Consider the following 26624-nt stretch of genomic DNA (forward strand, 5'->3'; position numbering starts at 1 on the left):
TGAGGTCAGTCCTTGTGGTCGGGGAGCGCGACGTTCAACGCCCAGGACACGATCGAAATGATCAGGCCACCCAGTACGGCGGTCCAGAACCCCTCGACATGGAAGCTGACATCCAGTTTGTCCGCCAGCCACGAGGTCAGGAGCAGCATCAGGGCGTTGACCACCAGTGTGATCAGGCCGAGCGTCAGGATGAACAGGGGGAAGGTCAGGACCTGCACGATGGGCTTGACCAGGAAGTTCACCAGGCCGAACAGCAGGGCGACGACGAGCAGCGTGAGGGTCTTCTTGCCCGTGCTGTCGCCGGTGAGCGTGATCTTGTCGAGCAGCCACACCGCGACGGCGAGGGCCACCGCGTTGGCAAGCGTCTTGACTACGAAATTCTTCATGTGTCTGATCGTGGCAGACGAAGGTCAACAGTGGTCGGTCCACGACCTGGGGCAAGGGGCAGAGAGAGCGATGAAGGCTTTCCGACTGGACGAGTTGGAAGCGGAGCGGGCCGCGAACGACGGCGCGTATCTGCAATTTCTCCGTGAGCGGAACATGTCGGTCGGGCTCTACGCGCTGAATGCGGGCGAGAACGACCCGCAGCAGCCGCACCGGCAGGACGAGGTGTACATGGTCGTCAGCGGCCGTGCCTCGATCACGGTGGGGATGGAGACGACGGAGGTCGCGCGCGGCAGTGTCGTGTACGTGCCTGCGGGCGTGGCCCACAAGTTCCACCACATCAGCGAGGACCTGCGGGTTCTGGTCGTGTTCTCGCCGCCGGAGCGGTGAGGGCGTGCGGGGGGTGAGGGCGGTGCGAGCGTGCGGGCTGTGCGGGTGGGGCGCCCGGACCTCTGGAGCCGGGCACCGGGGCTCACCCTCGGGGTTCACGCTTCGGGGTCCGGGCCTCGGGGTTCCCTAGGGGGCGAGTCCGGGAAGGACAAGGGCTCGCACGGCCCCGAACTGGCTTTTTCCGCCCTAGCATCGAATGCGTGAAGTGGGAAATCTGCACATGGGCGGAGTTCCCGGAAGCTGCGGAGAAAGGTCAGGCAAGGGCAATGCGAGAGATCTTCGCGGGTATGCCGTGGTGGGTGAAGTGGATCGCGGTGCCGGTCATCGCCCTGGTAGTCTTCGGCAGCCTCATAGCGAGCGTCATCGGCTTCGTCTTCGGTCTGCTGTTCAAACTGCTGCTCGTCGTGGCCCTGGTCGGCGGAGTCGTGTACGTGGTACGGAAGTTCATATCCGGCTCGTCCTCGTCACGCAGCGACTGGTGAGGACGCCCCCGCGGGGCCTGTACGCGGCGGGTCCGCTTCCGCAGGGCACGCCCCCGCAGAGCCCGTACCCGGCGGACGCGCCTCCCGCAGGGCACAGACCCGCAGAGCCCGTACCCGGCGGACGCGCTCCCCCAAGGCACGCACACGCAGGACGCGTACCCGCAGGGCACGTGCACGCACCCGCAAGGCCCGAGCCTGAAGAGCATGCGCCCGAAGAGCATGCGCCAGGCGGGCACCCGCTCGGTCAGCACAAGCCTGGTGGGAGGGTAAAGGCCGGTTCCCTCCCCAGGGGGAAGTTTCCCGCCACGGCGCCCCACGCCGGAGGCCAGAGGCTAGAGTCCGAAAACCGACGCGGGGTGACCCCCGCAGGCGGGCCCACTGCGCCACTCCGCCGCCTCCGGGCGGGAGTGGACCCCCATGTGCTTCGGGAGTGACCCATGGCCGCGGTTGACGACGCACCCCGTGACACCCAGCCGAGCGACCTCGCAGCTGAGGATCCTTCGAGCGAAGACGGCCCGTCAACTCCGCCGCTCGGACGACGCGTTCCGCCGCCCGGACAGCGCGTTCCGCCGCCCGCTCCGAGGGAACCCCTCACCGACCCCAGTACCGCCAGGACCCCTCCCGCTCCCACCGTCACCACGCCCAAGCCCACGCCCGACTCCAGCCCTACACCCGACTCCAGCCCCACACCCGACTCCAGCCCCACACCCGCCTGCACCCCCAAGCCCACGCCCGCCTCCACCTCCACCCCCACGCTCATCCCCGCCTCCACCGCCACTCCCACCTCGGCCGAGGGCGTCGGCCCCACCCTGATCGGCTCCGTGCAGCGTGCGATGCGTCTTCTTGAGGCAGCGGCCACGCATCCGGCCGGAGCCCCCGCGAAGCAACTGGCCCGGGAGGCCGGCCTCGCACTGCCGACGGCGTACCACCTGCTGCGGACGTTGAACCACGAGGGTTATCTGCGGAGAGAGAAGGGGGTGTTCGTGCTCGGAGCCGCGACCGAGCGGCTCAGTGCGGGAGCGGCGGAGCAGAATCGTCGCGGCATGGTCGCGGACACCCTGGCGCACTGGTGCGACCTGATCGGGGTGCCCGTGTACTTCGCGATCTACCGAGACGGTGAGATCGATGTGGTGTCCGTGGCCGACACCGTGGGCAACCCGGCGGTGGAGGAGTGGGCGGACTTCCGGGAGACGGGCCACGCCCATGCGATCGGGCAGTGCCTCCTTGCCCAACTGGACGACGAGGCGCGACGGAACCACCTGGATCGTCACCCGGTGCGCTCGCTCACGCCGAACACGGTGCGTGACGATCGGACGTTGCTGCGGCGGCTGGACGCGCTGGGGCGGATGACACCGGTGGTGGAGCAGCAGGAGTATGCGCTGGGGACGGTGTGCGCGGCGATTCCGGTCACGGTGGGCACGACCGCGGCCACGATGGCGATCTCCGTGCCGTCGTCGCAGGCCTACCGGTTGAAACCGGCGACGCGCCTGTTGCAGGAGGAGACCGGAAAGCTACTAAGGACACTCGCCTTCTCTATCAGCATCTGAAAACTCACTCCTTGTGATCTGGTGTGCACGTTAAGCAAGATGCCAAGAGTGTCAGGGAGTTGGTTCCTGCCACCTCAAAGCTACTGACGGGGTAGACGGCGATGCGAGAGTCGGTCCAGGCAGAGGTCATGATGAGCTTCCTTGTGTCGGAGGAGCTGTCGTTCCGCATCCCGGTGGAGCTGCGCTACGAGATGTGCGATCCCTATGCCGTCCGGCTGACCTTCCACCTCCCCGGGGACGTCCCGGTGACCTGGGCGTTCGGGCGGGAGCTGCTGGCGGACGGGGTGGGCGAGGCGTGCGGGGACGGAGACGTGCGCATCGCGCCGGCCGGGTCGGACCAGGTGGACGAGGCGTTGATCCGGTTGCAAGTGGGGCACGACCAGGCCTTGTTCAAGGTGGGAATTCCGCCGCTGCTGGCCTTCCTCGACCGGACGGACAAGCTGGTGCCGCTGGGTGAGGAGCGGTCGCTGGTCGACTTCGAGACGCATCTCGACGAGGCCCTGGACAGGATTCTCGCGGAGCAGGGCGCGGGCTGATCCGGCACTCTTCACCAAATACCCTATATGGCAGATCAGGGCATTTAGTGGCACCTATGCTTTTCTGTTCTGTTCTGTTCTGCTGTGCTGTGCTGTGCTGTGCTGTGCTGCGGTGGGTTCAGGCTTTGCGGCGGCGGCCCTTGCCTGCCAGGGCGGGGCGGCGTGACGTGGTCGACGGGGTGGTGGGGCCGGGGCGGTCGGCGGAGACGACCAGGGCCGCGAGCGCGGTGGTGACGGGGACGGAGGCGACGAGGCCGATGGAGCCGATGAGGGTGCGGACGATCTCCTCGGCCACGAGTTCGCTGTTGGCGACGGTGCCGACGCTGCTCTGGGCGATGGAGAAGAGCAGCAGGAGGGGGAGCGCGGCGCCCGCGTAGGCGAGGACGAGGGTGTTGACGACCGAGGCGATGTGGTCGCGGCCGATGCGGATGCCCGCGCGGTACAGGCCGCGGCGGCCCATCGTCGGGTTGGCCTGGTGGAGTTCCCAGACTGCGGAGGTCTGGGTGACGGTGACGTCGTCGAGGACACCGAGGGAGCCGATGATGACGCCGGCGAGCAGCAGGCCGCTCATGTCGATGTCGGGGTAGAGGCCGTGGATCAGGCCGGTGTTGTCGTCCGTGTTGCCGGTGAGGGAGGCCCAGCCGATGAACAGGGAGCCGAGCAGGCCGATGAGCAGGAGGGAGACCAGGGTGCCGAGGACGGCGACGGAGGTGCGCGCGGTCAGACCGTGGCACATGTAGAGCGCGCACAGCATGATGGCGCTCGCCCCGACGACGGCGACGACGAGCGGGTTCGAGCCTTGCAGGATCGCCGGGAGGATGAAGAAGGTCAGGACCAGGAAGCTCACCGCCAGAGCGACCAGGGCCATGACACCCCGGAGGCGGCCCACGACGACGACCGCGAGGGCGAAGACGCCGGCGAGCAGGGCCATGGGGAACTTGCGGTTCACGTCGGTGACCGAGTACTGCAGGTCCTTGGGGGCCTTGGGTTCGTAGGCGACCACGACGTCCTGGCCCTTGCGCAGTTGCCGGGGGGAGTCGGGCTGGACGATCTCCGTGAAGGTGCGGCCCTTGTCGGGGCCGCTGGTGACCTCGATGGTGGCCCGGCCGCAGGTGCCCTGGGTGCGGGCCTGGGCCTCCTGGCCCTCTGCGGTGGAGGTGTCGCCGTTCGGCGGGGTCTGCGAGGGGTTGAGGTCCTTGCAGGAGAGCTTGTCCAGCTTGGTCACGGTGGCCGACTGGGTCTGCCGGTCGAAGCCGACTCCGGTGCGTTCATGGGCGGGCGCGCCGCCGGGCCAGAGCACCACCAGGCCGACGAGGACCGCCGCGGCGAAGGGGATGAGGACGGCGGCGATGACCTTGCGCAGATGCTGGGACACGGGGGCCGCGGGGCCATGGCTGTGGGTATGGCCGTGCGCATGGCTGTGCGGCTCCGGTGTGGGGGGCCCGGTGGGTGTCGGTGTCGTCGTCACGGCCCGATCATCGCAAGAACGGCGGGGGCCCTCTGTTCACCGCGCCCGATGGGACGCTAGCGTGGAGGCACCTTTGCAAACGCGGGAGCTCGGAGCACCGGGCTGAGAGGGCGCTGACCTCCGTACGAACGGGCAGGTACCGGTTCGGACCGTACGGAAACGGCTGCGTCGACCGCCGAACCTGTTACCGGGTAATGCCGGCGTAGGGAGTAGGTCTCATGACCACATCGGACGCACGCACGCCTGCCTCCAGCACCGAGGGTGCCGGGGGCGGGAAGTCCAACGGCTGGCACAAGGCGTACGTGACGGGCCCGGAGGGCTCGCGCACGGATCTGCGGGTGCCGGTCCGCCAGGTGCACCTCACCAACGGCAAGGCCGTGACGCTGTACGACACCTCGGGTCCGTACACGGACCCCGACATCGACACCGACGTCCGCCGGGGCCTCGCACCGCTCCGGGAGAACTGGATCACCGCCCGCGGCGACACGGAGGAGTACGCGGGCCGCCCGGTCCGCCCCGAGGACGACGGCATCAAGCACACCTCGCCCCGCGGCGGTCTGCGCAACCTCGACGCCGTCTTCCCCGGCCGCCCCCGCCAGCCGCGCCGCGGCCGGGACGGGCAAGCGGTGACGCAGCTCGCGTACGCGCGGCGCGGGGAGATCACGCCGGAGATGGAGTACGTAGCCATCCGGGAGAACATGGCGCCCGAGGTGGTGCGGGACGAGATCGCCGCGGGCCGCGCGGTGCTGCCCGCCAACGTGAACCATCCGGAGATCGAGCCGATGATCATCGGCAAGAAGTTCCTGGTGAAGGTCAACGCCAACATCGGCAACTCCGCGGTCACGTCCTCCATCGAGGAGGAGGTGGACAAGATGACGTGGGCGACCCAGTGGGGCGCCGACACGGTCATGGACCTGTCCACCGGCCGGAACATCCACACGACCCGTGAGTGGGTCCTGCGCAACTCCCCCGTGCCGATCGGCACGGTACCGCTGTATCAGGCCCTGGAGAAGGTCGACGGCCGGGCCGAGGAGCTCAGCTGGGAGATCTACAAGGACACGGTCATCGAGCAGGCCGAGCAGGGCGTGGACTATATGACGGTGCACGCGGGCGTGCGCCTTCCGTATGTGCCGCTGACCGCGAACCGCAAGACCGGCATCGTCTCGCGCGGCGGCTCGATCATGGCGGCCTGGTGCCTCGCCCACCACAAGGAGAGCTTCCTGTACGAGCACTTCGAGGAGCTGTGCGAGATCCTCGCCGCTTACGACGTGACGTACTCGCTCGGTGACGGTCTCAGGCCCGGGTCGATCGCGGACGCCAACGACGAGGCGCAGTTCGCTGAGTTGCGCACGCTCGGGGAACTCAACCGGATCGCCAAGCGTCTTAACGTACAGACGATGATCGAGGGCCCCGGTCACGTCCCGATGCACAAGATCAAGGAGAACATCGACCTCCAGCAGGAGATCTGCGAGGGGGCGCCGTTCTACACGCTCGGCCCGCTGACCACGGACATCGCGCCCGCCTACGACCACATCACCTCCGGCATCGGCGCCGCGATGATCGGCTGGTGGGGCACGGCGATGCTCTGCTACGTCACGCCGAAGGAGCATCTGGGCCTGCCCAACCGCGACGACGTGAAGACCGGCGTCATCACGTACAAGATCGCGGCGCATGCGGCGGACCTCGCCAAGGGGCACCCGGGCGCGCAGGACTGGGACGACGCGCTCTCGGACGCCCGCTTCGAGTTCCGGTGGGAGGACCAGTTCAATCTGGCCCTCGACCCGGTCACGGCACGGGAGTTCCACGACGAGACGCTGCCCGCCGAGCCCGCGAAGACGGCGCACTTCTGCTCGATGTGCGGGCCGAAGTTCTGCTCGATGAAGATCTCCCAGGACATCCGGCGTGAGCACGGCACGACACAGACGGAGATCGAGGAGGGCATGCAGCAGAAGTCCGAGGAGTTCGCGGCGGCGGGGAACCGGGTCTACCTGCCGTTGGCCGACTGAGCCCAGGTAGCCCAGTAGACCAGTAGTTCACGTAGCTCCTGTAGCTCCTGTAGCCCATGCATCCCATGCATCCCATGCAGCCCTGTAGTTCATGTATCCGCTGTACGGCATGTAGCTCATGTAGCTCATGTAGCAACTGCAGGTCGCGCTGGGCAGACTGGCCGCATGACTGCCAGTTCCCTGTCCAAGGGTGCCAATCTTCCCGTCGCCTCACCCGATGTACGCGCCGAGCTCGCCTGGTCCGACGGACCGGGCGTGCCGGCGGGCGACGCCTCCGCGCTGCTGCTCACGGCGGACGGACGCGTACGTGACGACGACGACTTCGTGTTCTTCAACCAGCCGCTGCACGCCTCGGGTGCCGTACGGCACCTGGGCAAGCAGACCGCAGGCGGTGTCACGACGGACACGCTCCAGGTGGACCTGCGGGCCGTGGAAGGGGCGGTCGACCGGGTGCTGCTGTGCGCCTCCGTCGACGGCGGCGTGTTCGGACAGCTGGCCGGGCTCACCCTGTGCCTCCGGGACACGGCGACGCAGGCCGAGATCGCGCGTTTCGAGATGACGGCCACCACGGAGACGGCCTTCATAGGCGGAGAGCTGTACCGGCGTGGCGGGCAGTGGAAGTTCCGCGCCGTGGGACAGGGGTACGCCTCCGGACTCGCGGGGCTGGCCACGGACTTCGGTATCACCGTGGACGACGCACCGGCCCCAGCGGCACCGCAGGCCACGACCCCGGGATCACCGCAGATCAGCGCCCAGGCACCACCGCAGGCCATGATCCCGGGATCACCGCAGGTCACAACCCAGGCGGGCGGCCATAGGACGTCCGCCCCGCCCGCACCCCCCGCGCCCCCGGGCCCCCGCCTCAGCAAGGGCGAGGAGCGGCTCCCCGTCGATATGCGCAAGCGGCTCTCGCTGCGCAAGGAGGCGGTGGCGGTCAGTCTGCGCAAGCACGGCGCGGAGGGCGTCACCGCGCGCGTCATCCTGGTGCTCGACGCCTCCGGGTCCATGGCGTTCCTGTACTCCAAGGGCATCGTCGCCGACGTGGTGGAGCGCATGGCCGCCGTCTCCGCGCAGTTGGACGACGACGGGGAGATGCAGGCCTGGACGTTCGCATCGAATCCGGCGCGGCTGCCCGACCTGCTCATCGGCGAGCTGCCCAACTGGCTGCGGCTGCATGTCCGGGTCGGCGAGGTGGGCCTCTTCCACCGGGCCGGCAAGCGCAAGAAGGGGCTGCGGGACGAGCAGGTGGACATGCGGTCCGTCGGCATTCAGAACGAGGAGCAGAAGGTGATCGCCGAAGTGCGGTCGTACGTACGGGAGAACCCGACGGCTGCTCCGACGCTCGTCCTGTTCTTCTCCGACGGCGGCGTCTACCGTAACGACGAGATCGAGCGGCAGCTCAGGGACGCCGTGGAGGAACCGGTCTTCTGGCAGTTCGTGGGCCTGGGGAAGTCCAACTACGGGGTGCTCGAACGGTTCGACACGCTACCCGGCCGGCGCGTCGACAACGTCGGGTTCTTCGCCGTGGACGACATCAGCACGGTCCCCGACACGGAGCTGTACGACCGGTTGCTCTCGGAGTTCCCCGACTGGATGGCGGCCGCACGCCGCGCGGGAATCCTCCGACCGTGACCGTAGGTGCCCTTGGGCGGGAGCACACGAAAGCCCGTCACACCGTGCTGGGGCGGGCTCTCGCGCCGCCGTCCGCCGACAGCGGCGCGACGAAACCCCGTAGTGTCCGGTCGGACCGAGTGGTTCAGTCGGACCGAGTGGTCCGGTCGGACCAAGTGGTTCGGTCAGACCGAGTGGTCCGGTCAGCCCGAGTGGTCCGGTCGGCCCGGGTCGGTCAGTCCGGCTGGTGCTCGGGGCCGCCGTAGTCCGGGCTCGAGAAATCCGGACTGGTGTAGCTCGGGCGGGTCCCGGTGGTCGAGCCGCCGTCCGGGCTGCTGAACCCCGGCCTGTGATAGCCGAGTTGCGGCATGCGTCCGGCCGGTCCTGCCGTCGACGCGCGGGTCGCGGACGCCGCCGTGGCGTCCGGGTCCGCGAGCGCCTCGCGCAGGAAGGGCAGGATGCCCCGCTCCAGAAGCGCCTGGCACCAGGCTTCCCTGGCCCGTTCCACCGCCTTGTCCCGCTCGTGGTGCGAGCCTGCCTGGAGCGAGGTGGAGCCGTTGCGCAGTGCGGTGAGGAGCAGACCGACCGCGGCGACCAGGATGGCGCCGGCCGTGAGCGCGCCGAACAGCCACCCGGCGGTGAGCAAGGTGTCCGCGAAGGCGGGCTCGGGGTCGAGCATCTTCAGGATGTAGCCGACGAGCAGGAAGATCGCGGCGGCCGTCCCGGCGAGGACGGGCGCGAGTACCGCGATCACGGCGACCAGTCCGGCGCCTGCGGTTTCGGTGACCTCGCCCATGGTGGTGGCGAGCCCCACACCGCCGGAGCCGGACTCGGACGAGTTGGATCCGGATCCGCTCCTTTCACGCATCGATGTCGCGGATGAGGGTCCGGGGTCGCGCAGTTCCTCGCGGACCTTCACATAGTGGTGGTACTCGGTCGCGGCGGCGGCCGTGATCAGTGCGGTGGCGTTGAGAGCCATCGTGCGCAGCTGCTCGGGGTTGAGTCGCTGGCCCACCGCGGCCAGCTCCGGGCGGTTCGGTGCGGTGCGCAGCGCCTCATCGAGGACCCGCTCGTACTGGGGGCGGTCCTCATTGAGCAGGTGTGGAGCGCTGTTCATGTGCATCCCCCGATGCTCCGTAGGGCTTGGGGCTCGCATGGTTACGAGCCGTCGGGCAGAAACGGAGGGGAGCCTGCTACGGATAAGGCGATGGTAGAGCGGTGACGGCACGCGGTGACAGGGGTTATCCAGAATTGGCCCTCTGGCCAGCGTGATCCTGTACGGCGGCACGTGCCCCGTGAACGTTTGGAATGAACGTTCAGTTCCCCAGTGGAAGTTGGCAGACCAGTAGCTTTCCGGCCATGGTCACACCGCCGTCCATGGCGATGGCCAGGCCGTCCGCGTAGACGTGCGGGCCCTCGATGACCGGGCGTCCGTCGTCGTCGCCGTCGTACTCGGAGCCGACCTCGCCGAGGAGATAGGGGATCGGGCTGTGGCCGTGGACGATGCGGGTGCCGCCGTAGACGTCCAGGAGTTCGCGTACGGCGGCCGGTCCCGAGTCGTCGCGGAAGGCGAAGCGCTTGGTGAACTTGCGGAACAGGTCCCAGTACTCGTCCGCGTCGTTGCGCGTGAGCGCCTCGCGGATGGTGTCGTTGACCTCTTCGATCGAGTCGCCGTAGTCGAGGTAGGCGGTCGTGTCGGAGTGCACGAGCAGATGCCCGTCCTCCTCCTCGATGGCGTCGAGCCGGGCCATCCACTGAAGGTGGTGGTCCTCCAGGCGCTCCATGTCGGCGCGCTGACCGCCGTTGAGGAGCCAGGCTGCCTGGAACGTGGCGGTGCCCGCGCCGGAGTTGACCGGGGTGTCCCCGAACTTCTTGGCGCCGATGAGCAGCAGTTCGTGGTTGCCCATGAGGGCCTTGCAGTAGCCGCCGGCGGCCGCGGCCTCGGCGGAGAGCCGCATCACGAGGTCGATGACGCCGATGCCGTCAGGTCCACGGTCGGTGAAGTCGCCGAGGAACCAGAGGCGGGTGTTGCCCGCGGACCAGCTGCCGTCGGCGTCGATGAGACCCTCGGCCGCGAGGGCCGCGATGAGTTCGTCCAGGTAGCCGTGCACGTCGCCGACGACGTACAAGGGGCCCATGCTGTTGCCCTCGGGGGCGGGCGGCGGCTCCGGCATCTCCTGCACCTCGACCTGCAAGGTGTCACCGCGATTGATCACGGTGTCACCGCGCTTGATGACCGGCAGGTCCCGCTCGGTGGGCGTGTAGCCCTCGGGGACCTCACCGGCGGACCCGGGGTGGGCGGTGGCTTGCGGTACGGGAGGTTGCTGGGGCTGAGGGGACACCTGATGCGCCTGATGTGCCTGGTGCGCCTGGTGCGGCTGCGGGGACGCTTGCCGCGGCGCCAGGGAGGCCTGCTGGGACTGTACGGAGGCCTGCTGAGGCGACACCGACGCCTCTTGCGACTGTACGGGCGTCCGCTGGCTCTGTACGGGCGCCTGCTGCGGCTGCGCGGGCGTCTGCTGGGCCTGCGGGGGCTGCTGTACGGCGGCGGGAGCGGGAGCTGGGGCAGGAACTGGAGCAGGAGCAGGAGCAGGAGCAGGAGCAGGAGCAGGAGCAGGAGCGGGGGCGCTGGCCGGGGCGGCGGCGTGCGGCTGCCCCGGCCCGGGGGCCTGAGTCCGCCCGTGCGGCCCGTCGTGGCTGTGATCCTGGCCGAACCCCTGCTCCGGAGGCGCAGGAGCGGGAGAGAAGCCCTGGTCAGGGGCGGGCGCAGGGGTGCCGTCCGGTTCCTGTGCGGTGGGTCGGTCGGTCTCACGGACGCCTTCATAGACGTACGCGGGCACGCGGAAGTCGCGCAGCGTCGCCGTCCGCACCTCGGGTCCCTGACCGGCCCCCTGAGTCATCGACCCCTCCACCACCATTGCGCCGCATCTGCACCCGGGATCGGACTGCCTGGTCGCAGCGGCCCGCGGTGTCGTCCGCCCATCATAGGAATGCGGCTGTCGCTGTGTGGTGCACCAGGGGTGGTGAATCGGTGCGGGGAACCGGTTCACTGCGGATTTCTCCCGAATTGGCCCGAGGTCTCCCCGTGCTTTCCCGCAGGTGGCGGGCCCCGGGCCGATCGGAGGGATGGGGGTCAGCTGTGGCCGGGTGATCGTGGCGGGCTGACCGTCGTTCGTGGCGGACGTCGCTCGGACGAGGTGCGCACGATCAGTTCGGTCGGTATCACCTGCTCGACGGGTCGGCCGGCGTCGAGCCCCTCGATGGCGTCGATGAGGAGCTGGACGACGGCGGTGCCGATGCGCCGTGGCTTCAGCGAGAGCGTGGTGATGGGCGGTTCGGTGGTGGCGTACACGGTGGACTCGCTACAGCACACGAGCAGCAGGTCGTCGGGTACGCGCAGGCCGTAGCGGCGGGCGGCGGCGAGCAGGTCGGTGCCGTTCGGGTCGAACAGGCCGTACACCGCGTCCGGCCGGTCCGGGCGGGCGAGCAGCCGGTCGGCTGCGACGGCGCCCGCGCAGGGGTCGTGCGCGGGGTAGGACTCGTACACCGGGTCCTGGCCGACGCGCTCGCACCAGCGCAGATAGGCGGTGGTGGAGAGATGGGTGTAGGTGTCGGTGGTGGTGCCCGTGAGCAGGCCGATGCGGCGTGCTCCGGCCGCCGCGAGATGTTCGAGGATCTCCAGGACGGCGGCCTCGTGGTCGTTGTCGACCCAGGCCGTGACCGGGAGCGAACCGGCCGGGCGGCCGTCGGAGACCACCGGGAGGCCCTGCCGCACCAACTCGCTGACCACCGGGTCGTGGTCGGAGGGGTCGACGACGACCGTGCCGTCGAGGGCGACGTTGGACCATACGTCGACGGGACTGCGGCGGGAGGTGGCGGGGAGAATGACCAGGGCGTAGCCCCGGGCGAGCGCGGCCGAGGTCGCGGCTCTCGCCATCTCCGCGAAGTACGCGAATTCCGTGAAGGTGAAAGGTTCATCCCCGTACGTCGTCACGGTGAGGCCGATGAGGCCCGATTTGCCGGTACGGAGGGTTCGGGCCGCGGCCGACGGGCGGTAGCCCAGGCGGTCGGCGACCTCGCGGACATGGCGTCGCGTGGCGTCGGGCAGCCTGCCCTTGCCGTTGAGGGCGTCTGAGACAGTCGTGATGGAGACACCGGCTGCTGCGGCGACGTCTCTGATACCCGCTCGGCTTTGCCGGTTGCCCCGGCGGGAGGTCTCCGCTCGGCTCACCTGGTGCTTCCCTGCTGCTGTCATGGCGAGCCGATAGTAGGGCTCATGGGGGTGGGTAGTGCGGACGCATATGCACCCGTTGACAGGCACGTTTCTGCATGGTGGAAAACACTCAATGACCTTGGAAACATAGGGAGTTGGGCCTGTAGTGAGGCATCGGTACCTTGTCGTCGCGCGGGGGCCTGCCAAATGACCCAGGTCTCGAAGAGGTCTCAACTCACCTTCACGGGTGATGCGCGCCACGGAGTGAGCCACCGGCGCGTGCCGGAACGAGAAACGCTCCCCCCTGCCCGGTGCCCTGTGGCCCCTGGTGCGGGGTGCCGTGACGCCCTCGTGCGGGCCGCTGCCGACCGTCCTCCATTGGTGCGTCCCGGGTGTGGACCGGTGCCGTGGTCCGGTGCCGTGGTCCGGTGTCGTTGTCCGGACCGAGACCGATGACCCATTCGCAGCGGCGCCGAATCCTCATAAGGTGAGAATCATTGAAGTCCGGATGATCACGAGGAGGACCGCGGTGAGTGAGACGAGTCCGAGGCTGCGCGCCGAGCTGGAGGGGATTCCCACCTACAAGCCGGGCAAGCCCGCCGCGGCCGGTGGTCCGGTGGCCTACAAGCTGTCCTCGAACGAGAACCCCTACCCGCCGCTGCCCGGCGTCATGGAGAGCGTGCTCGCCACGGCCGGGAGCTTCAACCGCTACCCCGACATGGCCTGCACCGGCCTGATGACCGAGCTGGCCGACCGCTTCGGCGTGCCCGTCTCGCACATCGCCACCGGCACCGGCTCCGTCGGCGTCGCCCAGCAGCTGATCCAGGCGACCGCGGGTCCGGGCGACGAAGTGATCTACGCGTGGCGCTCCTTCGAGGCGTACCCGATCATCACGCAGGTGAGCGGCGCCACGTCGGTGCGGGTGCCGCTGACGCCGGGCGAGGTGCACGACCTGGACGCGATGGCCGCGGCGATCACCGACCGCACGCGCCTGATCTTCGTCTGCAACCCCAACAACCCCACCGGCACGGTGGTGCGCCGGGCCGAGCTCGAACGTTTCCTGGACCGGGTGCCGAGCGACGTCCTCGTCGTGCTCGACGAGGCGTACCGGGAGTTCATCCGCGACCCCGAGGTGCCGGACGGCATCGAGATCTACCGTGACCGGCCGAACGTCTGCGTTCTGCGTACGTTCTCCAAGGCGTACGGCCTGGCGGGCCTGCGGGTCGGCTTCGCGGTCGGCCACGAGCCGGTGGCCGCCGCGCTGCGCAAGACGGCGGTGCCCTTCGGCGTGAGCCAGCTCGCGCAGGACGCGGCGGTGGCCTCGCTGCGCGCCGAGGACGAGCTGATGGGCCGGGTCGGGGCGCTGGTGGGCGAGCGCACGCGGGTGGCCGAGGCGCTGCGCGGCCAGGGCTGGACGGTCCCGGAGACGCAGGCGAACTTCGTGTGGCTGCGTCTCGGCGACCGGACGGTGGACTTCGCGGCGGCGTGCGAGAAGGCGGGTGTGGTCGTGCGGCCCTTCGCGGGTGAGGGAGCGCGGATCACGATCGGCGAGACCGAGGCGAACGACATCTTCCTGCAGGCGGCGGAGACGTTCCGCAAGGAGCTCTAGCCTCCCGGGACGGGACCAGGAGGGACCGACGGCAACCGTGCTGTCGGCCCCTCCCGCGTGTCGGCCGAAGAGCGGCCGGTGATCGCCCCGCGCACCCGGCCGCACCGTTCCCCGCAGTAACGGGGACCCCCCATTCGGACATCGTCCGCCCGTACGACATAATGCTTGTGAATGTGAACGCGTTCACAAGCGCGTCCTAGTTGCTCCATGTATGTCGCCGACATCAGCGACATACAGAGCAAAATGCCGGTTCGACCACGGCACGTAAGGAGAAGTCGACGTGGACCTGGCTCTGGCGCCGGAAACACTGGCGCGATGGCAGTTCGGCATCACCACCGTCTACCACTTCCTCTTCGTCCCCCTGACGATCTCCCTGGCCGCCCTCACGGCGATCCTCGAGACGGCCTGGGTGCGGACGGGCAAGGAGCACTACCTCAGAGCGACCAAGTTCTGGGGCAAGCTGTTCCTGATCAACATCGCGATGGGCGTCGTCACGGGCATCGTGCAGGAGTTCCAGTTCGGCATGAACTGGTCCGACTACTCGCGCTTCGTCGGCGACATCTTCGGTGCCCCGCTCGCCTTCGAGGCGCTGATCGCCTTCTTCTTCGAGTCGACCTTCATCGGTCTGTGGATCTTCGGCTGGGACAAGCTCCCGAAGAAGCTGCACTGCGCCACGATCTGGATGGTGTCGATCGGCACCATCCTGTCGGCGTACTTCATCATCGCCGCGAACGCCTTTATGCAGCACCCGGTCGGCTACCGGATCACGGAGCGGGACGGCAAGGAGCGCGCCGAGCTGACGGACTTCGCCAAGGTCCTCTTCCAGGAGACGACGCTCGTCAACTTCTTCCATGTGATCGCCGCGTCGGTCCTGGTCGGCGGCGCCTTCATGACCGGCATCGCGATCTTCCACCTGCGCAAGAAGCAGCATGTCCGCACTATGCGGATGTCGCTGCGCCTCGGCCTGGTCACCGCGTTCGCCGGCACCCTGCTCACCGTCATCAGTGCCGACACCCTCGGCAAGGTGATGTACGAGCAGCAGCCGATGAAGATGTCGGCCGCCGAGGCCCTGTGGGAGTCCGAGAAACCGGCACCGTTCTCGATCTTCGCGTACGGCGACGTCGCCGAGGGCCACAACAAGGTCGCCATCGAGATCCCCGGGATACTGTCCTTCCTCGCCAAGAACGACTTCAGCTCCGAGATCCCCGGCATCAACGACATCAACCGGGAGTCCCAGGAGAAGTACGGCCCCGGCGACTACCGGCCGAACATCCCCACCGCGTACTGGTCCTACCGCTGGATGATCGGCTTCGGCGGCGTCTCGATGGCGCTGTGCACCGCCGGACTCTGGCTCACCCGGCGCAGGTTCTGGCTGGCGCCCGAGCACCGCACCGGCGCGGACGACGTACCGAAGCTGATGCTCACCAAGAACCGGGAGCTGGCGCCGAAGCTGGGCATCTGGTGGTGGCGGCTGTCCCAGTGGACGCTGATCTTCCCGCTCATCGGCACCGCCTGGGGCTGGATCTTCACCGAGACCGGCAGGCAGCCCTGGGTCGTCTACGGCGTCCTGCGCACCGAGGACGCGGTCTCCCCCGGCGTGTCGCAGGGTGAGGTGCTCACCTCGCTGATCGTCTTCACCCTCATCTACGCGATCCTCGCCGTCATCGAGGTCAGGCTGCTGCTCAAGTACGTCCGCCAGGGACCGCCGCAGCTCACCGAGGCCGACCTCAACCCGCCCACCAGGATCGGCGGCCCGCCCGGCGGCGCGGGCGCGGACACCGACGCCGACGCCGAGGCCGACCGGCCCATGGCCTTCTCGTACTGAAGGAGACAGGCGACATGGAACTTCACGACGTCTGGTTCGTACTCATCGCCGTCCTGTGGATCGGCTACTTCTTCCTCGAAGGCTTCGACTTCGGAGTCGGCGTCCTCACCAAACTGCTCGCCCGCGACCGCACCGAGAAGCGGGTGCTCATCAACACCATCGGCCCGGTCTGGGACGGCAACGAGGTGTGGTTGCTCACGGCGGGCGGCGCGACCTTCGCCGCCTTCCCCGAGTGGTACGCGACGCTGTTCTCCGGCTTCTATCTGCCGCTGCTGATCATTCTGCTCTGCCTGATCGTGCGCGGTGTCGCCTTCGAGTACCGCGCGAAGCGCCCCGAGGAGCGCTGGCAGACCAACTGGGAACACGCGATCTTCTGGACCTCGCTGCTCCCGGCGTTCCTGTGGGGCGTGGCCTTCGGCAACATCGTGCGCGGCGTCAAGATCGACGCGCAGAAGGAGTACGTGGGCAACGTCCTCGACCTGCTCAACCCGTACTCGCTCCTGGGCGGCCTGGTCACCCTGGCGCTGTTCACCTTCCACGGCACGGTGTTCACGGCCCTGAAGACGGTCGGCGACATCCGGATACGGGCGCGGAGGCTGGCGCTCGCCCTGGGCCTGGTCACCGCGGTGCTCGCGCTCGGCTTCCTCGTCTGGACGCAGGCCGACAAGGGCGACGGCAAGAGCCTGGCCGCGATGATCGTGGCGGTGGTGGCCCTGGCCGCAGCCGTCGTGGCGATCAAGCTCGGGCGCGAGGGCTGGTCATTCGCCCTCTCGGGCGTCACGATCGTCGCCGCCGTCGCGATGCTCTTCCTGACGCTGTTCCCGAACGTCATGCCGTCGTCGCTGAACGAGGACTGGAGCCTCACGGTCACCAACGCCTCGTCCACCCCCTACACCCTGAAGATCATGACCTGGTGCGCGGGTGTCGCGACGCCGATCGTGCTGCTCTACCAGTCGTGGACGTACTGGGTGTTCCGCAAGCGGATCGGCACGCAGCACATCGCGCCCGATCCGCATGCGCCCGATCCGCGTGCCGACGGTGCGCATGCGACCGACGCCGCGCAGTGAGAGTGCGCGGGCATGCCCGGCGAGTGCGCGGTCGTGACGATCGCTGACGGGATCGCGCGTCCGAGCCGACGGGATCGCGCCGAGGTGACGAAGTCGTGCGGAGAACTTCGTGACGACGCCGCACGTAGAGCTAGGGTGACGAGGCTGTGTACAGAGCTTGCGTGCCGAGGCCATGTACTGACCCAACTCGCCCCGCGTTCAAGCTCCTTCGGAGGGTGTGTTTCACGTGAAACCGATTGACCCGCGCCTGTTCCGGTACGCCCGTGCCACGCGCTTCTTCCTCGTCGCGGTGGTGGTACTCGGCCTGGCCGGCGCGGGCCTCGTCGTCGCCCAGGCGATGCTGATCGCCGAGATCGTGGTGGGCGGCTTCCAGGACGGCCTCGACGCCGGTGACCTGCGTACGCCGCTGGTTCTGCTGGCGGTGGTCGCGGTGGGCCGGGCGCTGGTGGCATGGCTCACCGAACTCGCCGCGCACCGGGCGAGCGCCGCGGTCAAGTCGGAGCTGCGGGGCCGGCTCCTGGAGCGGGCGGGCGAGCTCGGTCCGGGCTGGCTGACCGGTCAGCGGACCGGCTCGCTGATCACGCTGGCCACCCGGGGCGTCGACGCGCTCGACGACTACTTCTCCCGCTATCTGCCGCAGCTCGGGCTCGCGGTCGTGGTGCCGGCCGCGGTGCTGCTGCGCGTGGTCACCGAGGACTGGGTCTCCGCGGCGATCATCGTGGCGACGCTGCCGCTGATCCCCGTCTTCATGATGCTGATCGGCTGGGCCACGCAGGCCCGTATGGACCGCCAGTGGCAGCTCCTGTCCCGCCTCTCCGGGCACTTCCTGGACGTCGTCGCGGGTCTGCCGACGCTGAAGGTGTTCGGCCGGGCCAAGGCGCAGGCCGAGGCGATCCGGAAGATCACCGGGGAGTACCGGCGTGCGACGATGCGCACCCTGCGCATCGCGTTCCTGTCGTCGTTCGCCCTGGAACTCCTCGCCACCATCTCGGTGGCGCTCGTCGCCGTCACCATCGGCATGCGGCTCGTCCACGGCGACATGGAGCTGTACGACGGCCTGGTCGTCCTCATCCTCGCGCCCGAGGCGTATCTGCCGCTGCGGCAGGTCGGGGCGCGGTACCACGCCGCAGCGGAGGGACTCGCCGCCGCGGAGGAGATCTTCGGGGTGCTCGAGACCCCGGTTCCGGCCGGGGGGACGGGGCCGGTGCCCGAGCGGGGCGGGCTGCGGGTGGACGGCCTCACCGTCCGGTACCCCGGGCGCACGGAGGACGCTGTCTCCGGGGCGTCGTTCTCGGTCGCGGCCGGGGAGACGGTGGCCCTGGTGGGGCCGAGCGGCTCCGGCAAGTCGACCGTCCTGAGCGCGCTGTTGGGCTTTGTCCGGCCTGCTGGGGGGCGGGTTCTGGTCGGGGGCGGTGACGTCGGCCGTTGCGGTGCCGATGGCGGTGGTGTTGGTGTTGGTGGCGGCGGTGCTGATGCTGATGCTGGTGTCGGTGTCGGTGTCGGTGTCGGTGCTGGTGCTGGTGCTGGTGTCGGTGAGAGCGATCTCGCTGACGTCGAGCTTGAGCGGTGGCGCGAGCGGGTTGCCTGGGTGCCGCAGCGGCCGCACCTGTTCGCGGGCAGCATCGCGGACAACGTGCGGTTGGCCCGCCCCGGGGCGGACGACGCGGCCGTGGCTGGGGCGCTGCGTGCCGCGGGGGCCTGGGAGTTCGTGACCGGGCTGCCCCGGGGCGTCGAGACCGTCCTCGGGGAGGACGGGGTCGGGCTCTCCGCCGGGCAGCGGCAGCGGGTCGCTCTGGCGCGGGCGTTTCTTGCCGATCGGCCTGTGGTGCTTCTGGACGAGCCCACTGCCGCGTTGGACGGGGAGACCGAGGCCGGAGTCGTCGAGGCGGTCCGGAGGCTGGCTGTCGGGCGGACCGTGGTTCTCGTAGTCCACCGGCCTGCGCTGCTTGCGGTCGCCGACCGGGTCGTACGGGTGGGCGCTGACGCGGACGGTGCCCCGAACCTCGGGCACAGCGGCAGGGGTGGGAGCGAGGCTGTCGCCCTCAGCGGCAGTGGGGCTGTCGTCCGTGGCGGGAGTGAAGGGACTGCCCCCGATTCCGCGGCTGCGTGGGGGGAGGCCCGCTCGGCGCGTGGGGTGCTCGCCCGGGTCAGGGAAGCGGCACGGGAGCGCAAGGGGAGGCTGGCGCTTGCGCTGTTCCTGGGGAGTCTCGCCCTCGGGAGCGCCGTGGGGCTCATGGCCACCTCCGGGTGGCTGATCTCGCGGGCCTCCGAGCAGCCCCCGGTGATGTACCTGATGATCGCCGTCACGGCGACCCGCGCCTTCGGTATCGGGCGGGCCTGCTTCCGCTATGCCGAGCGGCTGGTGTCGCACGACGCGGTGCTGCGGATGCTGGCCGACACCAGGGTCGCGGTGTTCCGGCGCCTGGAACGCCTCGCCCCGGCGGGCCTGCGGACGACCCGCCGCGGCGACCTGCTGTCCCGCCTCGTCGCCGACGTGGACGCCCTCCAGGACTACTGGCTGCGCTGGCTGCTGCCCGCCGGTGCCGCCGCTCTCGTCAGCGCCGGTGCCGTCGGCTTCACCGCGTGGCTGCTCCCGGAGGCGGGGGCCGTCCTGGCCGTGGGCCTGCTGGCCGCCGGTGTCGGCGTGCCCCTCGTCAGCGGAGCCGTCGCCCGCCGCGCCGAGCGCAGGCTGGCCCCCGCGCGCGGTGTGCTCGCCACCAGGGTGGCCGACCTGCTCACCGGCACGGCCGAACTGACGGTCGCGGGTGCCCTGCGCGGCCGTACCGACCGGGCGAAGGCCGCCGACGCCGAGCTGACCCGGATCGCCGGGCGGACCGCGGGCGCCACCGCGCTCGGCGACGGGCTCGGCACCCTGGCCATGGGGCTGACGGTGGCGGCGGCCGCCTTCGTCGGCGTCCAGGGTGTGCACGACGGTCGGCTCGGCGGCGTGGCGCTCGCCGTGGTCGTCCTCACCCCCCTCGCGGCGTTCGAGGCGGTGACGGGGCTGCCGCTCGCCGTGCAGTACCGCCAGCGCGTCAAGAAGAGCGCCGAGCGGGTCGTCGAGGTCCTCGACGCCCCTGAGCCCGTACCGGCCCCCGCGCCGGGTGAGCCCGTAACGGCCCCCGCGTCGGGTGAGCCCGTAACGGCCCCCGCGTCGGGTGAGCCCGTAACGGCCCCCGCGTCGGGTGAGCCCGTAACGGCCCCCGCGTCGGGTGAGCCCGTACCGGCTCCCGCGTCGGGTGAGCCCGTACCGGCTCCCGCGTCGGGTGAGCCCGTAACGGCCCCCACGCCGGGTGAGCCCGTCCCGACCCCCGCGGCTCCCGCCGCGGACCAGGTGCCCGAAGCCTCCGCCCCGGCCCCGCGGACGCCCTTCCCCCTGCGGCTCCAGTCGGTGCGCGCCCGCTACGACGGGCAGGACCGCGATGCCCTCGCGGACGTCTCGCTCACCCTGGAGCGCGGCCGTCGCGTCGCCGTCGTCGGCCCGTCCGGGTCCGGCAAGACGACGCTCGCCCATGTGCTGCTGCGCTTCCTCGGCACCGCCGACGGTACGTACACGCTGGGCGGCACGGACGTGTCGGCGCTCGACGGCGACACCGTGCGCCGCTCCGTCGGACTCTGCGCCCAGGACGCCCACGTCTTCGACAGCACCGTCCGCGAGAACCTGCTGCTCGCCCGCAAGGACGCGGACGACGGGGAGCTGTACGCGGCGCTCGCGGCGGCACGCCTCGACGGCTGGGTGCGGTCCCTGCCCGAGGGGCTCGACACGCCGGTCGGCGAGCACGGCGCCCGTCTCTCCGGGGGCCAGCGGCAGCGTCTCGCGCTCGCCCGCGCCCTGCTGGCCGACTTCCCCGTCCTGGTGCTCGACGAGCCCGCCGAGCACCTCGACCTGCCGACCGCCGACGCGCTCACCGCCGACCTGCTCGCGGCCACCGAAGGCCGCACCACGGTGCTCATCACGCACCGTCTCGTCGGACTCGACAAAGTTGACGAGGTGCTCGTCCTGGATGCCGGGCGGGTGGTGCAGCGCGGTACGTACGACGAACTGCTCGCCGTCGACGGACCGCTGCGGCGGACACGGGAACGGGAATCGGCGGCGGATCTGCTGACGGGCGTCGGCGGCTGAGAGAGGTGGTTCGGAGTGGCTTCCGGATGCCAGGGACCGGTCAAGGCTCGACTTTCCCTGGCAAAACGGACTAACTACTCTCAAGGCATGCCCGTCCCTCCGGCTTCCGCACCCGCCCCGCCGCCCGACGGCGCCCCGGACCCGGCGAAGGCGGCGGCGCGGGCCTCCCGGAGCCTTCAGGGTCTTTCCACCGAGCTGACCGCGCGCGTGCCGCAGCTCCTGGAGGCGATGCGTTCCGTCGGCACGGGACTGGAACTGCACACCACCCTGGACCGCATCTGCGAGACCGCGGCCGAGCTCACGGACGCCCGCTACGCGGCGATCGGCGTCGTCTCCGAAGACGGCGACGGGCTCTCCGACTTCGTCTTCACCGGCATCGACGAGACCACCGCCCGGCACATCGGCAGGCTCCCCGACGGCCACCGGGGGCTGCTCGGCGCGCTCATCCACGAACCGGAGACGCTGCGCCTCGCCGACCTCGCCACCGATCGGCGCTCCTGCGGATTTCCCGCCCACCACCCGCCGATGAGCAGCTTCCTCGGGGTGCCGATCCGCGTCCAGGGGGAGATCTTCGGCAACCTCTACCTCACCGAGAAGCGCGGCGGCGAGTTCAACGACTACGACGTGCACATGGTGCGCGTCCTCGCCACGGAGGCCGGGATCGCGATCGGCAACGCCCGCCTGTACGAGGCCGCCAAGCAGCGCGAGCGGTGGATCGACGGGTCCGTGGCCGTCACCACGGCACTCCTCTCGGGCTCCGACGCCGACGACGCGCTCGCCGTCGTCGCGGAGCAGGCGCGCCGTCTGGCGGACTCCGCCGCGGGCATCGTGCTGCTGACCGACGAGGAGGGCGGCATGGAGATCGTCGCCGTGTCCTCGGACCGGCCGAGCGCGGCTCTCGGGGTGACCGTGCCCCCGGAGAGCCGCATCATCGCCGATCTGCTCGACGGGCGGGCCGTGTTCATCGACGACGCGGCCACGGACCCGCGCGTCATGACCGACCTCGCGCGCTCCTACGGGCCCGCCATGATGCTGCCGCTGCAGAGCGACGGCCGGGTCCTCGGGACGCTCGTCACGCCCCGCGCGCGGGGGGCACGGCCGTTCACGGAGGCGGAGCGGACCCTCGCCGCCCAGTTCGCCTCGCAGGCCGCGCTCGCCCTGATGATGGCGGAGGCACAGCGGGACCGGGAGCGGCTCGCCGTCTACGAGGACCGCGACCGGATCGCCCGCGACCTGCACGACCTGGTCATCCAGCGGCTGTTCGCCACCGGGATGATGCTGGAGGGCGCCCAGCGGCGGATCGTCGTGCCCGAGGTGCAGGAGGGCGTGGTCAAGGCCGTGGACGAGCTGGACGTGACGATCCAGGAGATCCGCACGGCGATCTTCGCACTCCAGCAGGGGCCCGCCGAGGCGCCCGCGGGGCTGCGCACCCGGGTCCTGCGTGAGATCAACATGGCGGCGGTACCGCTCGGCTTCAAGCCCTCGCACCACTTCGTAGGCGCCGTCGACACCCTCGTCGGCGAGCTGACCGGCAAGAACCTCATCGCGGCCCTGCGCGAGACGCTGTCGAACGCCTTCCGGCACGCGCGCGCCGACCGCATCGATGTCGTCGTCGACGCCACGGTGCTCCTTGCCGACGGGCAGCACGGCGTACGTCTGACCGTCGCCGACGACGGCGTCGGCATCAAGGAGGGCGGTCGCCGCAGCGGCCTGAAGAACCTCAAACGGCGCGCGGAGTCCCTCGGCGGCGACAGCTGGCACGGCCCCGGCATCGGTGAGCACGGGGGCGGCACGACGGTGGTGTGGCAGGCACCGCACTGAACGCCCACCGCCCACCGCGCTCGCGTCCACCGCGCTCGCGTCCACTCGCTGCGCGCCTACCGTGCTGCGCGCCCACGCCTCCGCACTGAACGCCCGCCGCACTGGACACCCCTGTTCGGCGGTAAGGGTGTGCGCCGTACGGGTCACCCGGTCCCCCGCGCGTACGAGTCCTCCGGATCGTCGACCGTACGCACGGGCAACGATCCGGGACATGCGTCCACCGTCCTGCCGCCCTCGTCTCGCCCCGGTCCTGCTGTGCGCGGTGACCGCCCTGACCACCCTGCTCGTGACGCCGTCGGCAGCCTCGGACGGCGACGACGGCGCCGCGGGCCCCGACGTCCCCACTGCGGGCGCCGCGGTGACCCACCTCTACGAAGAGGCGCAGGCCGCCACCGTGCGCTACGAGGAGGGCGAACGCGTGGCCGACGCCCAGCGGGCCCGTGTCCGGCGCCTGGACCGGCTCCTCGCCGAGGAGCAGCACGAGGTCGCCGTGCTGCACGAGGACCTGGGGCGGATGGCGAGCGCCCAGTACCGCACCGGTGGCGGGCTGCCGCTCACCGCACGGCTGCTGCTCGCGGACGACCCCGAGGAGTTGCTGCGCGGCAGACGCGTCGTCGGCCAGGCGGATCTGGCGGTCACCAACACCGTCGCGAGGACGCAGCGGGCCGCGGCCCGGCTCGGCGTCGCCCAGCGGTCCGCCGACCGCGCCCGCCGCGTGCTCGACCGGCGCACGGCCCATCTGGGGCGGCTGAAGCGGGACATCGAGGAGAAGCTGGAGTCGGCGCAGTGGGCGTTGCAGGGCGAGGCGGACCGGTCGGCCGCCGCGGGCCGGTGCCGGGGTGCCGAGCGGCTCTCCCAACCGGCGTGGTCGTCCACGCGCGCGTGGGTGACGCCCGTGGAGTCGTACGAGTTGTCCGCGGGTTTCGACAGCGCGGGCGAGCGCTGGGCGGGCCGGCACACCGGGCAGGACTTCGCCGTCGGCATCGGCGCCCCGGTACGGGCGGTGGGTGACGGCAGGGTGGTGCGGGTGGCGTGCGGCGGCGGCTTCGGCATCGAGGTCGTGGTGCGGCACGAGGACGACTCGTACACGCAGTACGCGCACCTCGCCTCCGCCGCCGTCGACCAGGGGGAGCTGGTGCGGGCCGGCCAGTGGATCGGCCAGGCCGGCACCACCGGCAACTCCACGGGCCCCCATCTGCACTTCGAGGCCCGCCTCACGCCCCACCTCGGCTCGGGCGTGGACCCGGTGGAGTGGCTGGCGGAACGGGGAGTCGACCTCTAGGGCGACAGGCCCGAGTCCTTGCAAGGTCCGGAGCCTCTCCAGGTCTCTCCAGGTCTCTCCAGGCGCCTACAGAGACAGAGAACCACTTCAGACCTCTCCAAGCCTCCGGGGCCCGCTACCGCTCCTGGCGCTCCGCGAGTATGCGTTCGATGACGACCGCCACGCCGTCCTCGTTGTTGGCCACCGTGCGGCCGGACGCGGCGGCGATCACGTCCGCGTGGGCGTTGCCCATCGCGTACGAGACTCCGGCCCAGGTGAGCATCTCGACGTCGTTCGGCATGTCGCCGAAGGCGACGACCTCCTCGTGGCTGATGCCGCGCTCGGCGCAGCACAGGGCGAGCGTGCTGGCCTTGGAGACGCCGGGACCGCTGATCTCCAGGAGGGCGGTCGGGCTGGACCGGGTGATCTCCACGAGGCCGCCCACGGCGATCCGGGCGAGCGTCAGGAAGGCGTCCGGGAGGATCTCGGGGTGGTGGGCGAGGACCTTGAGCACGGGCTGGTCGGCGCCGTCGGCCCCGGCCGCGAGCAGCTTCTCCGCGGGGGCCACGCCGACGGCGGGGTCCAGGTGCAGCGGCGGGTAGGCCGGTTCGTGGTGCACCCCGCCGGTCCGCTCGATCGCGAAGGACGTGCCGGGCGCCGCCGCGCGCAGGATGCCGACGACTTCCAGGGCGGTCGCGGGCGACAGGTCCCGCACCTTCACGAAGCGGTGGCTGCCGGGGCTGCCGTGCAGGTCGACGACCGCCGCACCGTTGCCGCAGATCGCCAGGCCGTGACCGTGCACATGGTCGCTGACGACGTCCATCCAGCGCGCCGGGCGTCCGGTCACGAAGAAGACCTCGATGCCCGCCGCCTCGGCGGCGGCCAGCGCGGCCACGGTGCGCTCCGACACGGATTTGTCGTCGCGCAGCAGGGTGCCGTCCAGGTCCGTGGCGATCAGCCGGGGCGGGACGGAAGGGGCCGGGGGCCGGGGCCGTGGGGTGGTAGAGGTCACGTACACGAGTGTCCCGCATATGCGCGCACGGGTGTGTGGCGGGGCGCACATCTGAGTGTGCCGGCCACCCGTGCGCCCCCGCCGTCCCTCCTGTCGGACGCCTGCTCAGAGCTGGGCGAGCGCCTCCGTGGCGATGCGTTCGAAGAGCTTCTCGTCGGCGGCGAAGTCCGTGTCGGGCAGCGGCCAGTGCAGCACGATCTCGTCGATGCCGAGGGCGGCGTGCCGGCCCGCGAAGTCGACGAAGGCGTCGAAGGAGCCGAGCGGGCGGTCCGGCGTGAAGCCGGTGAGCAGCACCTTGCCGAGCTCGTCGACGTCGCGGCCGAGCTCCGCGCAGGCCGCGCCGAGCCGGTTGATCTGGCCGCGGACGGCCTCCAGGGACTGCTCCGGCGTGCCCGTCTCGGAGATCTTCGGGTCACCCGTGGTCACCCATGCCTGCCCGTGCCGTGCGGCGAGCCTGAGGCCGCGCGGGCCGGTGGCGGCGACGGCGAACGGCAGCCGGGGGCGCTGCACGCAGCCCGGGATGTTCCGCGCCTCGTACGCCGCGTACCGCTCGCCCTCGTACGTGACCGAGTCCTCGGTCAGGAGCCGGTCGAGCAGCGGCAGGAACTCCCCGAAGTGGTCCGCGCGTTCACGGGGTGTCCAGGGCTCCTCGCCGGCCCGGCGGAGCGTGCTCGCGTCGAAACCGCTGCCGCCCGCGCCGATGCCCAGCGTGATCCGTCCGTTCGAGACGTCGTCGAGCGTGATCAGTTCCTTGGCGAGCGTCACGGGGTGGCGGAAGTTCGGCGAGGTGACGAGCGTGCCGAGGCGCATGCGCCCGGTCACGGCCGCGGCCGCGGTCAGCGTCGGCAGCGCGCCGAACCACGGCCCGTCGCGGAAGGTCCGCCAGGAGAGATGGTCATAGGTGTACGCGGTGTGGAACCCGAGCTCCTCGGCGCGCTGCCAGCGCTCCTTGCCGCCGTCGTGCCAGCGGCGTACGGGCAGGATCACGGTGCTCAGACGCAGACTCATGACTCCGAGGGTACGGCTGTGCCCGGAGTGGCCACCGGGGCGGCTCCGTCCGGACCGGGGCCACACCCCGGCCCCGGTCGCGCCGCGGCGGGGACCACACCCCGGCTCCGGCAGCGCCGCGGCGAGGGCCCGCGCCGGGGCGCGCGCCGCTCGTTCTCCGCGGACTCGATTTCGTGCCACCCACTCTTCATCGACGAAATTCGAGCGACAGGTTTGATCCACAACCAACTCAGGTTATCCACAGGCTTGTTGGCGATTCTG

19 protein-coding genes are annotated in these 26624 nt (G+C 70.5%); 12 read left to right on the forward strand and 7 right to left on the reverse strand.

Annotated features, from left to right (window positions below):
- Positions 1–5: 5 nt before the first annotated feature.
- The gene (locus GPA10_RS32260) at positions 6–386 is read right to left on the reverse strand and encodes a phage holin family protein (protein WP_058849993.1); all 381 of its coding nucleotides are present in this window, start codon (positions 384–386) and stop codon (positions 6–8) included.
- 70 nt (positions 387–456) lie between these two features.
- Between GPA10_RS32260 and GPA10_RS32265 the strand changes: the two genes are divergently transcribed.
- The 4 genes from GPA10_RS32265 to GPA10_RS32280 all read left to right on the forward strand — a co-directional run bounded on the left by GPA10_RS32265 (position 457) and on the right by GPA10_RS32280 (position 3339).
- On the forward strand, positions 457–774 hold the full coding sequence (locus tag GPA10_RS32265; protein ID WP_058850171.1) for a cupin domain-containing protein: 318 nt from the start codon (positions 457–459) through the stop codon (positions 772–774).
- 266 nt (positions 775–1040) lie between these two features.
- The gene (locus GPA10_RS32270) at positions 1041–1256 is read left to right on the forward strand and encodes a DUF5326 family protein (RefSeq protein WP_157168564.1); all 216 of its coding nucleotides are present in this window, start codon (positions 1041–1043) and stop codon (positions 1254–1256) included.
- Positions 1257–2089: 833 nt separating this feature from the next.
- Positions 2090–2803, forward strand: a complete 714-nt coding sequence (locus GPA10_RS32275) for an IclR family transcriptional regulator (RefSeq protein WP_157168633.1) — start codon at positions 2090–2092, stop codon at positions 2801–2803.
- 101 nt (positions 2804–2904) lie between these two features.
- Positions 2905–3339: an SsgA family sporulation/cell division regulator gene (locus GPA10_RS32280; RefSeq protein ID WP_157168565.1), complete on the forward strand. Its 435-nt coding sequence runs from the start codon at positions 2905–2907 to the stop codon at positions 3337–3339.
- A 118-nt stretch (positions 3340–3457) separates the two neighbouring features.
- On the opposite strand, the gene GPA10_RS32285 is transcribed toward GPA10_RS32280, so the two are convergent.
- Positions 3458–4807, reverse strand: a complete 1350-nt coding sequence (locus GPA10_RS32285) for a YibE/F family protein (RefSeq protein WP_343041567.1) — start codon at positions 4805–4807, stop codon at positions 3458–3460.
- 218 nt (positions 4808–5025) lie between these two features.
- On the opposite strand from GPA10_RS32285, the gene thiC reads away from it, so the two are divergent.
- Positions 5026–6813, forward strand: a complete 1788-nt coding sequence (thiC, locus tag GPA10_RS32290; RefSeq protein ID WP_157168566.1) for a phosphomethylpyrimidine synthase ThiC — start codon at positions 5026–5028, stop codon at positions 6811–6813.
- 165 nt (positions 6814–6978) lie between these two features.
- Complete coding sequence (locus tag GPA10_RS32295; protein WP_157168567.1) at positions 6979–8445, forward strand: VWA domain-containing protein; 1467 nt, start codon at positions 6979–6981, stop codon at positions 8443–8445.
- A 214-nt stretch (positions 8446–8659) separates the two neighbouring features.
- Here GPA10_RS32295 and GPA10_RS32300 read toward each other — a convergent pair whose 3' ends face one another.
- The 3 genes from GPA10_RS32300 to GPA10_RS32310 form a co-directional block, all read right to left on the reverse strand.
- The gene (locus GPA10_RS32300; RefSeq protein WP_157168568.1) at positions 8660–9547 is read right to left on the reverse strand and encodes a hypothetical protein; all 888 of its coding nucleotides are present in this window, start codon (positions 9545–9547) and stop codon (positions 8660–8662) included.
- A 193-nt stretch (positions 9548–9740) separates the two neighbouring features.
- Positions 9741–10871 carry a metallophosphoesterase gene (locus GPA10_RS43515; RefSeq protein WP_425505856.1) on the reverse strand — a complete coding sequence of 377 codons (1131 nt, stop codon included), beginning with the start codon at positions 10869–10871 and terminating at the stop codon, positions 9741–9743.
- Positions 10872–11557: 686 nt separating this feature from the next.
- Positions 11558–12679, reverse strand: a complete 1122-nt coding sequence (locus GPA10_RS32310) for a LacI family DNA-binding transcriptional regulator (protein ID WP_058849983.1) — start codon at positions 12677–12679, stop codon at positions 11558–11560.
- A gap of 487 nt (positions 12680–13166) precedes the next feature.
- Between GPA10_RS32310 and hisC the strand changes: the two genes are divergently transcribed.
- From hisC to GPA10_RS32340, 6 genes are all read left to right on the forward strand, one after another.
- Complete coding sequence (gene hisC, locus GPA10_RS32315; protein ID WP_343041568.1) at positions 13167–14246, forward strand: histidinol-phosphate transaminase; 1080 nt, start codon at positions 13167–13169, stop codon at positions 14244–14246.
- 280 nt (positions 14247–14526) lie between these two features.
- Complete coding sequence (locus GPA10_RS32320) at positions 14527–16071, forward strand: cytochrome ubiquinol oxidase subunit I (RefSeq protein ID WP_343041569.1); 1545 nt, start codon at positions 14527–14529, stop codon at positions 16069–16071.
- Between the two features lie 14 nt (positions 16072–16085).
- Positions 16086–17138, forward strand: coding sequence for a cytochrome d ubiquinol oxidase subunit II (cydB, locus tag GPA10_RS32325; protein WP_157168569.1), 1053 nt, complete (start codon positions 16086–16088; stop codon positions 17136–17138).
- Positions 17139–17364: 226 nt separating this feature from the next.
- Complete coding sequence (gene cydD, locus GPA10_RS32330) at positions 17365–21261, forward strand: thiol reductant ABC exporter subunit CydD (RefSeq protein ID WP_343041570.1); 3897 nt, start codon at positions 17365–17367, stop codon at positions 21259–21261.
- 87 nt (positions 21262–21348) lie between these two features.
- Positions 21349–23082, forward strand: coding sequence for a GAF domain-containing sensor histidine kinase (locus GPA10_RS32335; RefSeq protein ID WP_157168570.1), 1734 nt, complete (start codon positions 21349–21351; stop codon positions 23080–23082).
- A 211-nt stretch (positions 23083–23293) separates the two neighbouring features.
- The gene (locus GPA10_RS32340) at positions 23294–24364 is read left to right on the forward strand and encodes a murein hydrolase activator EnvC family protein (RefSeq protein WP_157168571.1); all 1071 of its coding nucleotides are present in this window, start codon (positions 23294–23296) and stop codon (positions 24362–24364) included.
- 115 nt (positions 24365–24479) lie between these two features.
- Here GPA10_RS32340 and GPA10_RS32345 read toward each other — a convergent pair whose 3' ends face one another.
- Entirely contained in the window at positions 24480–25355 is an 876-nt protein-coding gene (locus tag GPA10_RS32345) for an HAD hydrolase family protein (RefSeq protein WP_343041571.1), read from the reverse strand.
- A gap of 105 nt (positions 25356–25460) precedes the next feature.
- Positions 25461–26363 carry an LLM class flavin-dependent oxidoreductase gene (locus GPA10_RS32350; protein WP_157168573.1) on the reverse strand — a complete coding sequence of 301 codons (903 nt, stop codon included), beginning with the start codon at positions 26361–26363 and terminating at the stop codon, positions 25461–25463.
- Positions 26364–26624 lie beyond the last annotated feature (261 nt).

It is taken from the genome of Streptomyces typhae, assembly GCF_009755605.1.
Classification (GTDB): domain Bacteria; phylum Actinomycetota; class Actinomycetes; order Streptomycetales; family Streptomycetaceae; genus Streptomyces; species Streptomyces typhae.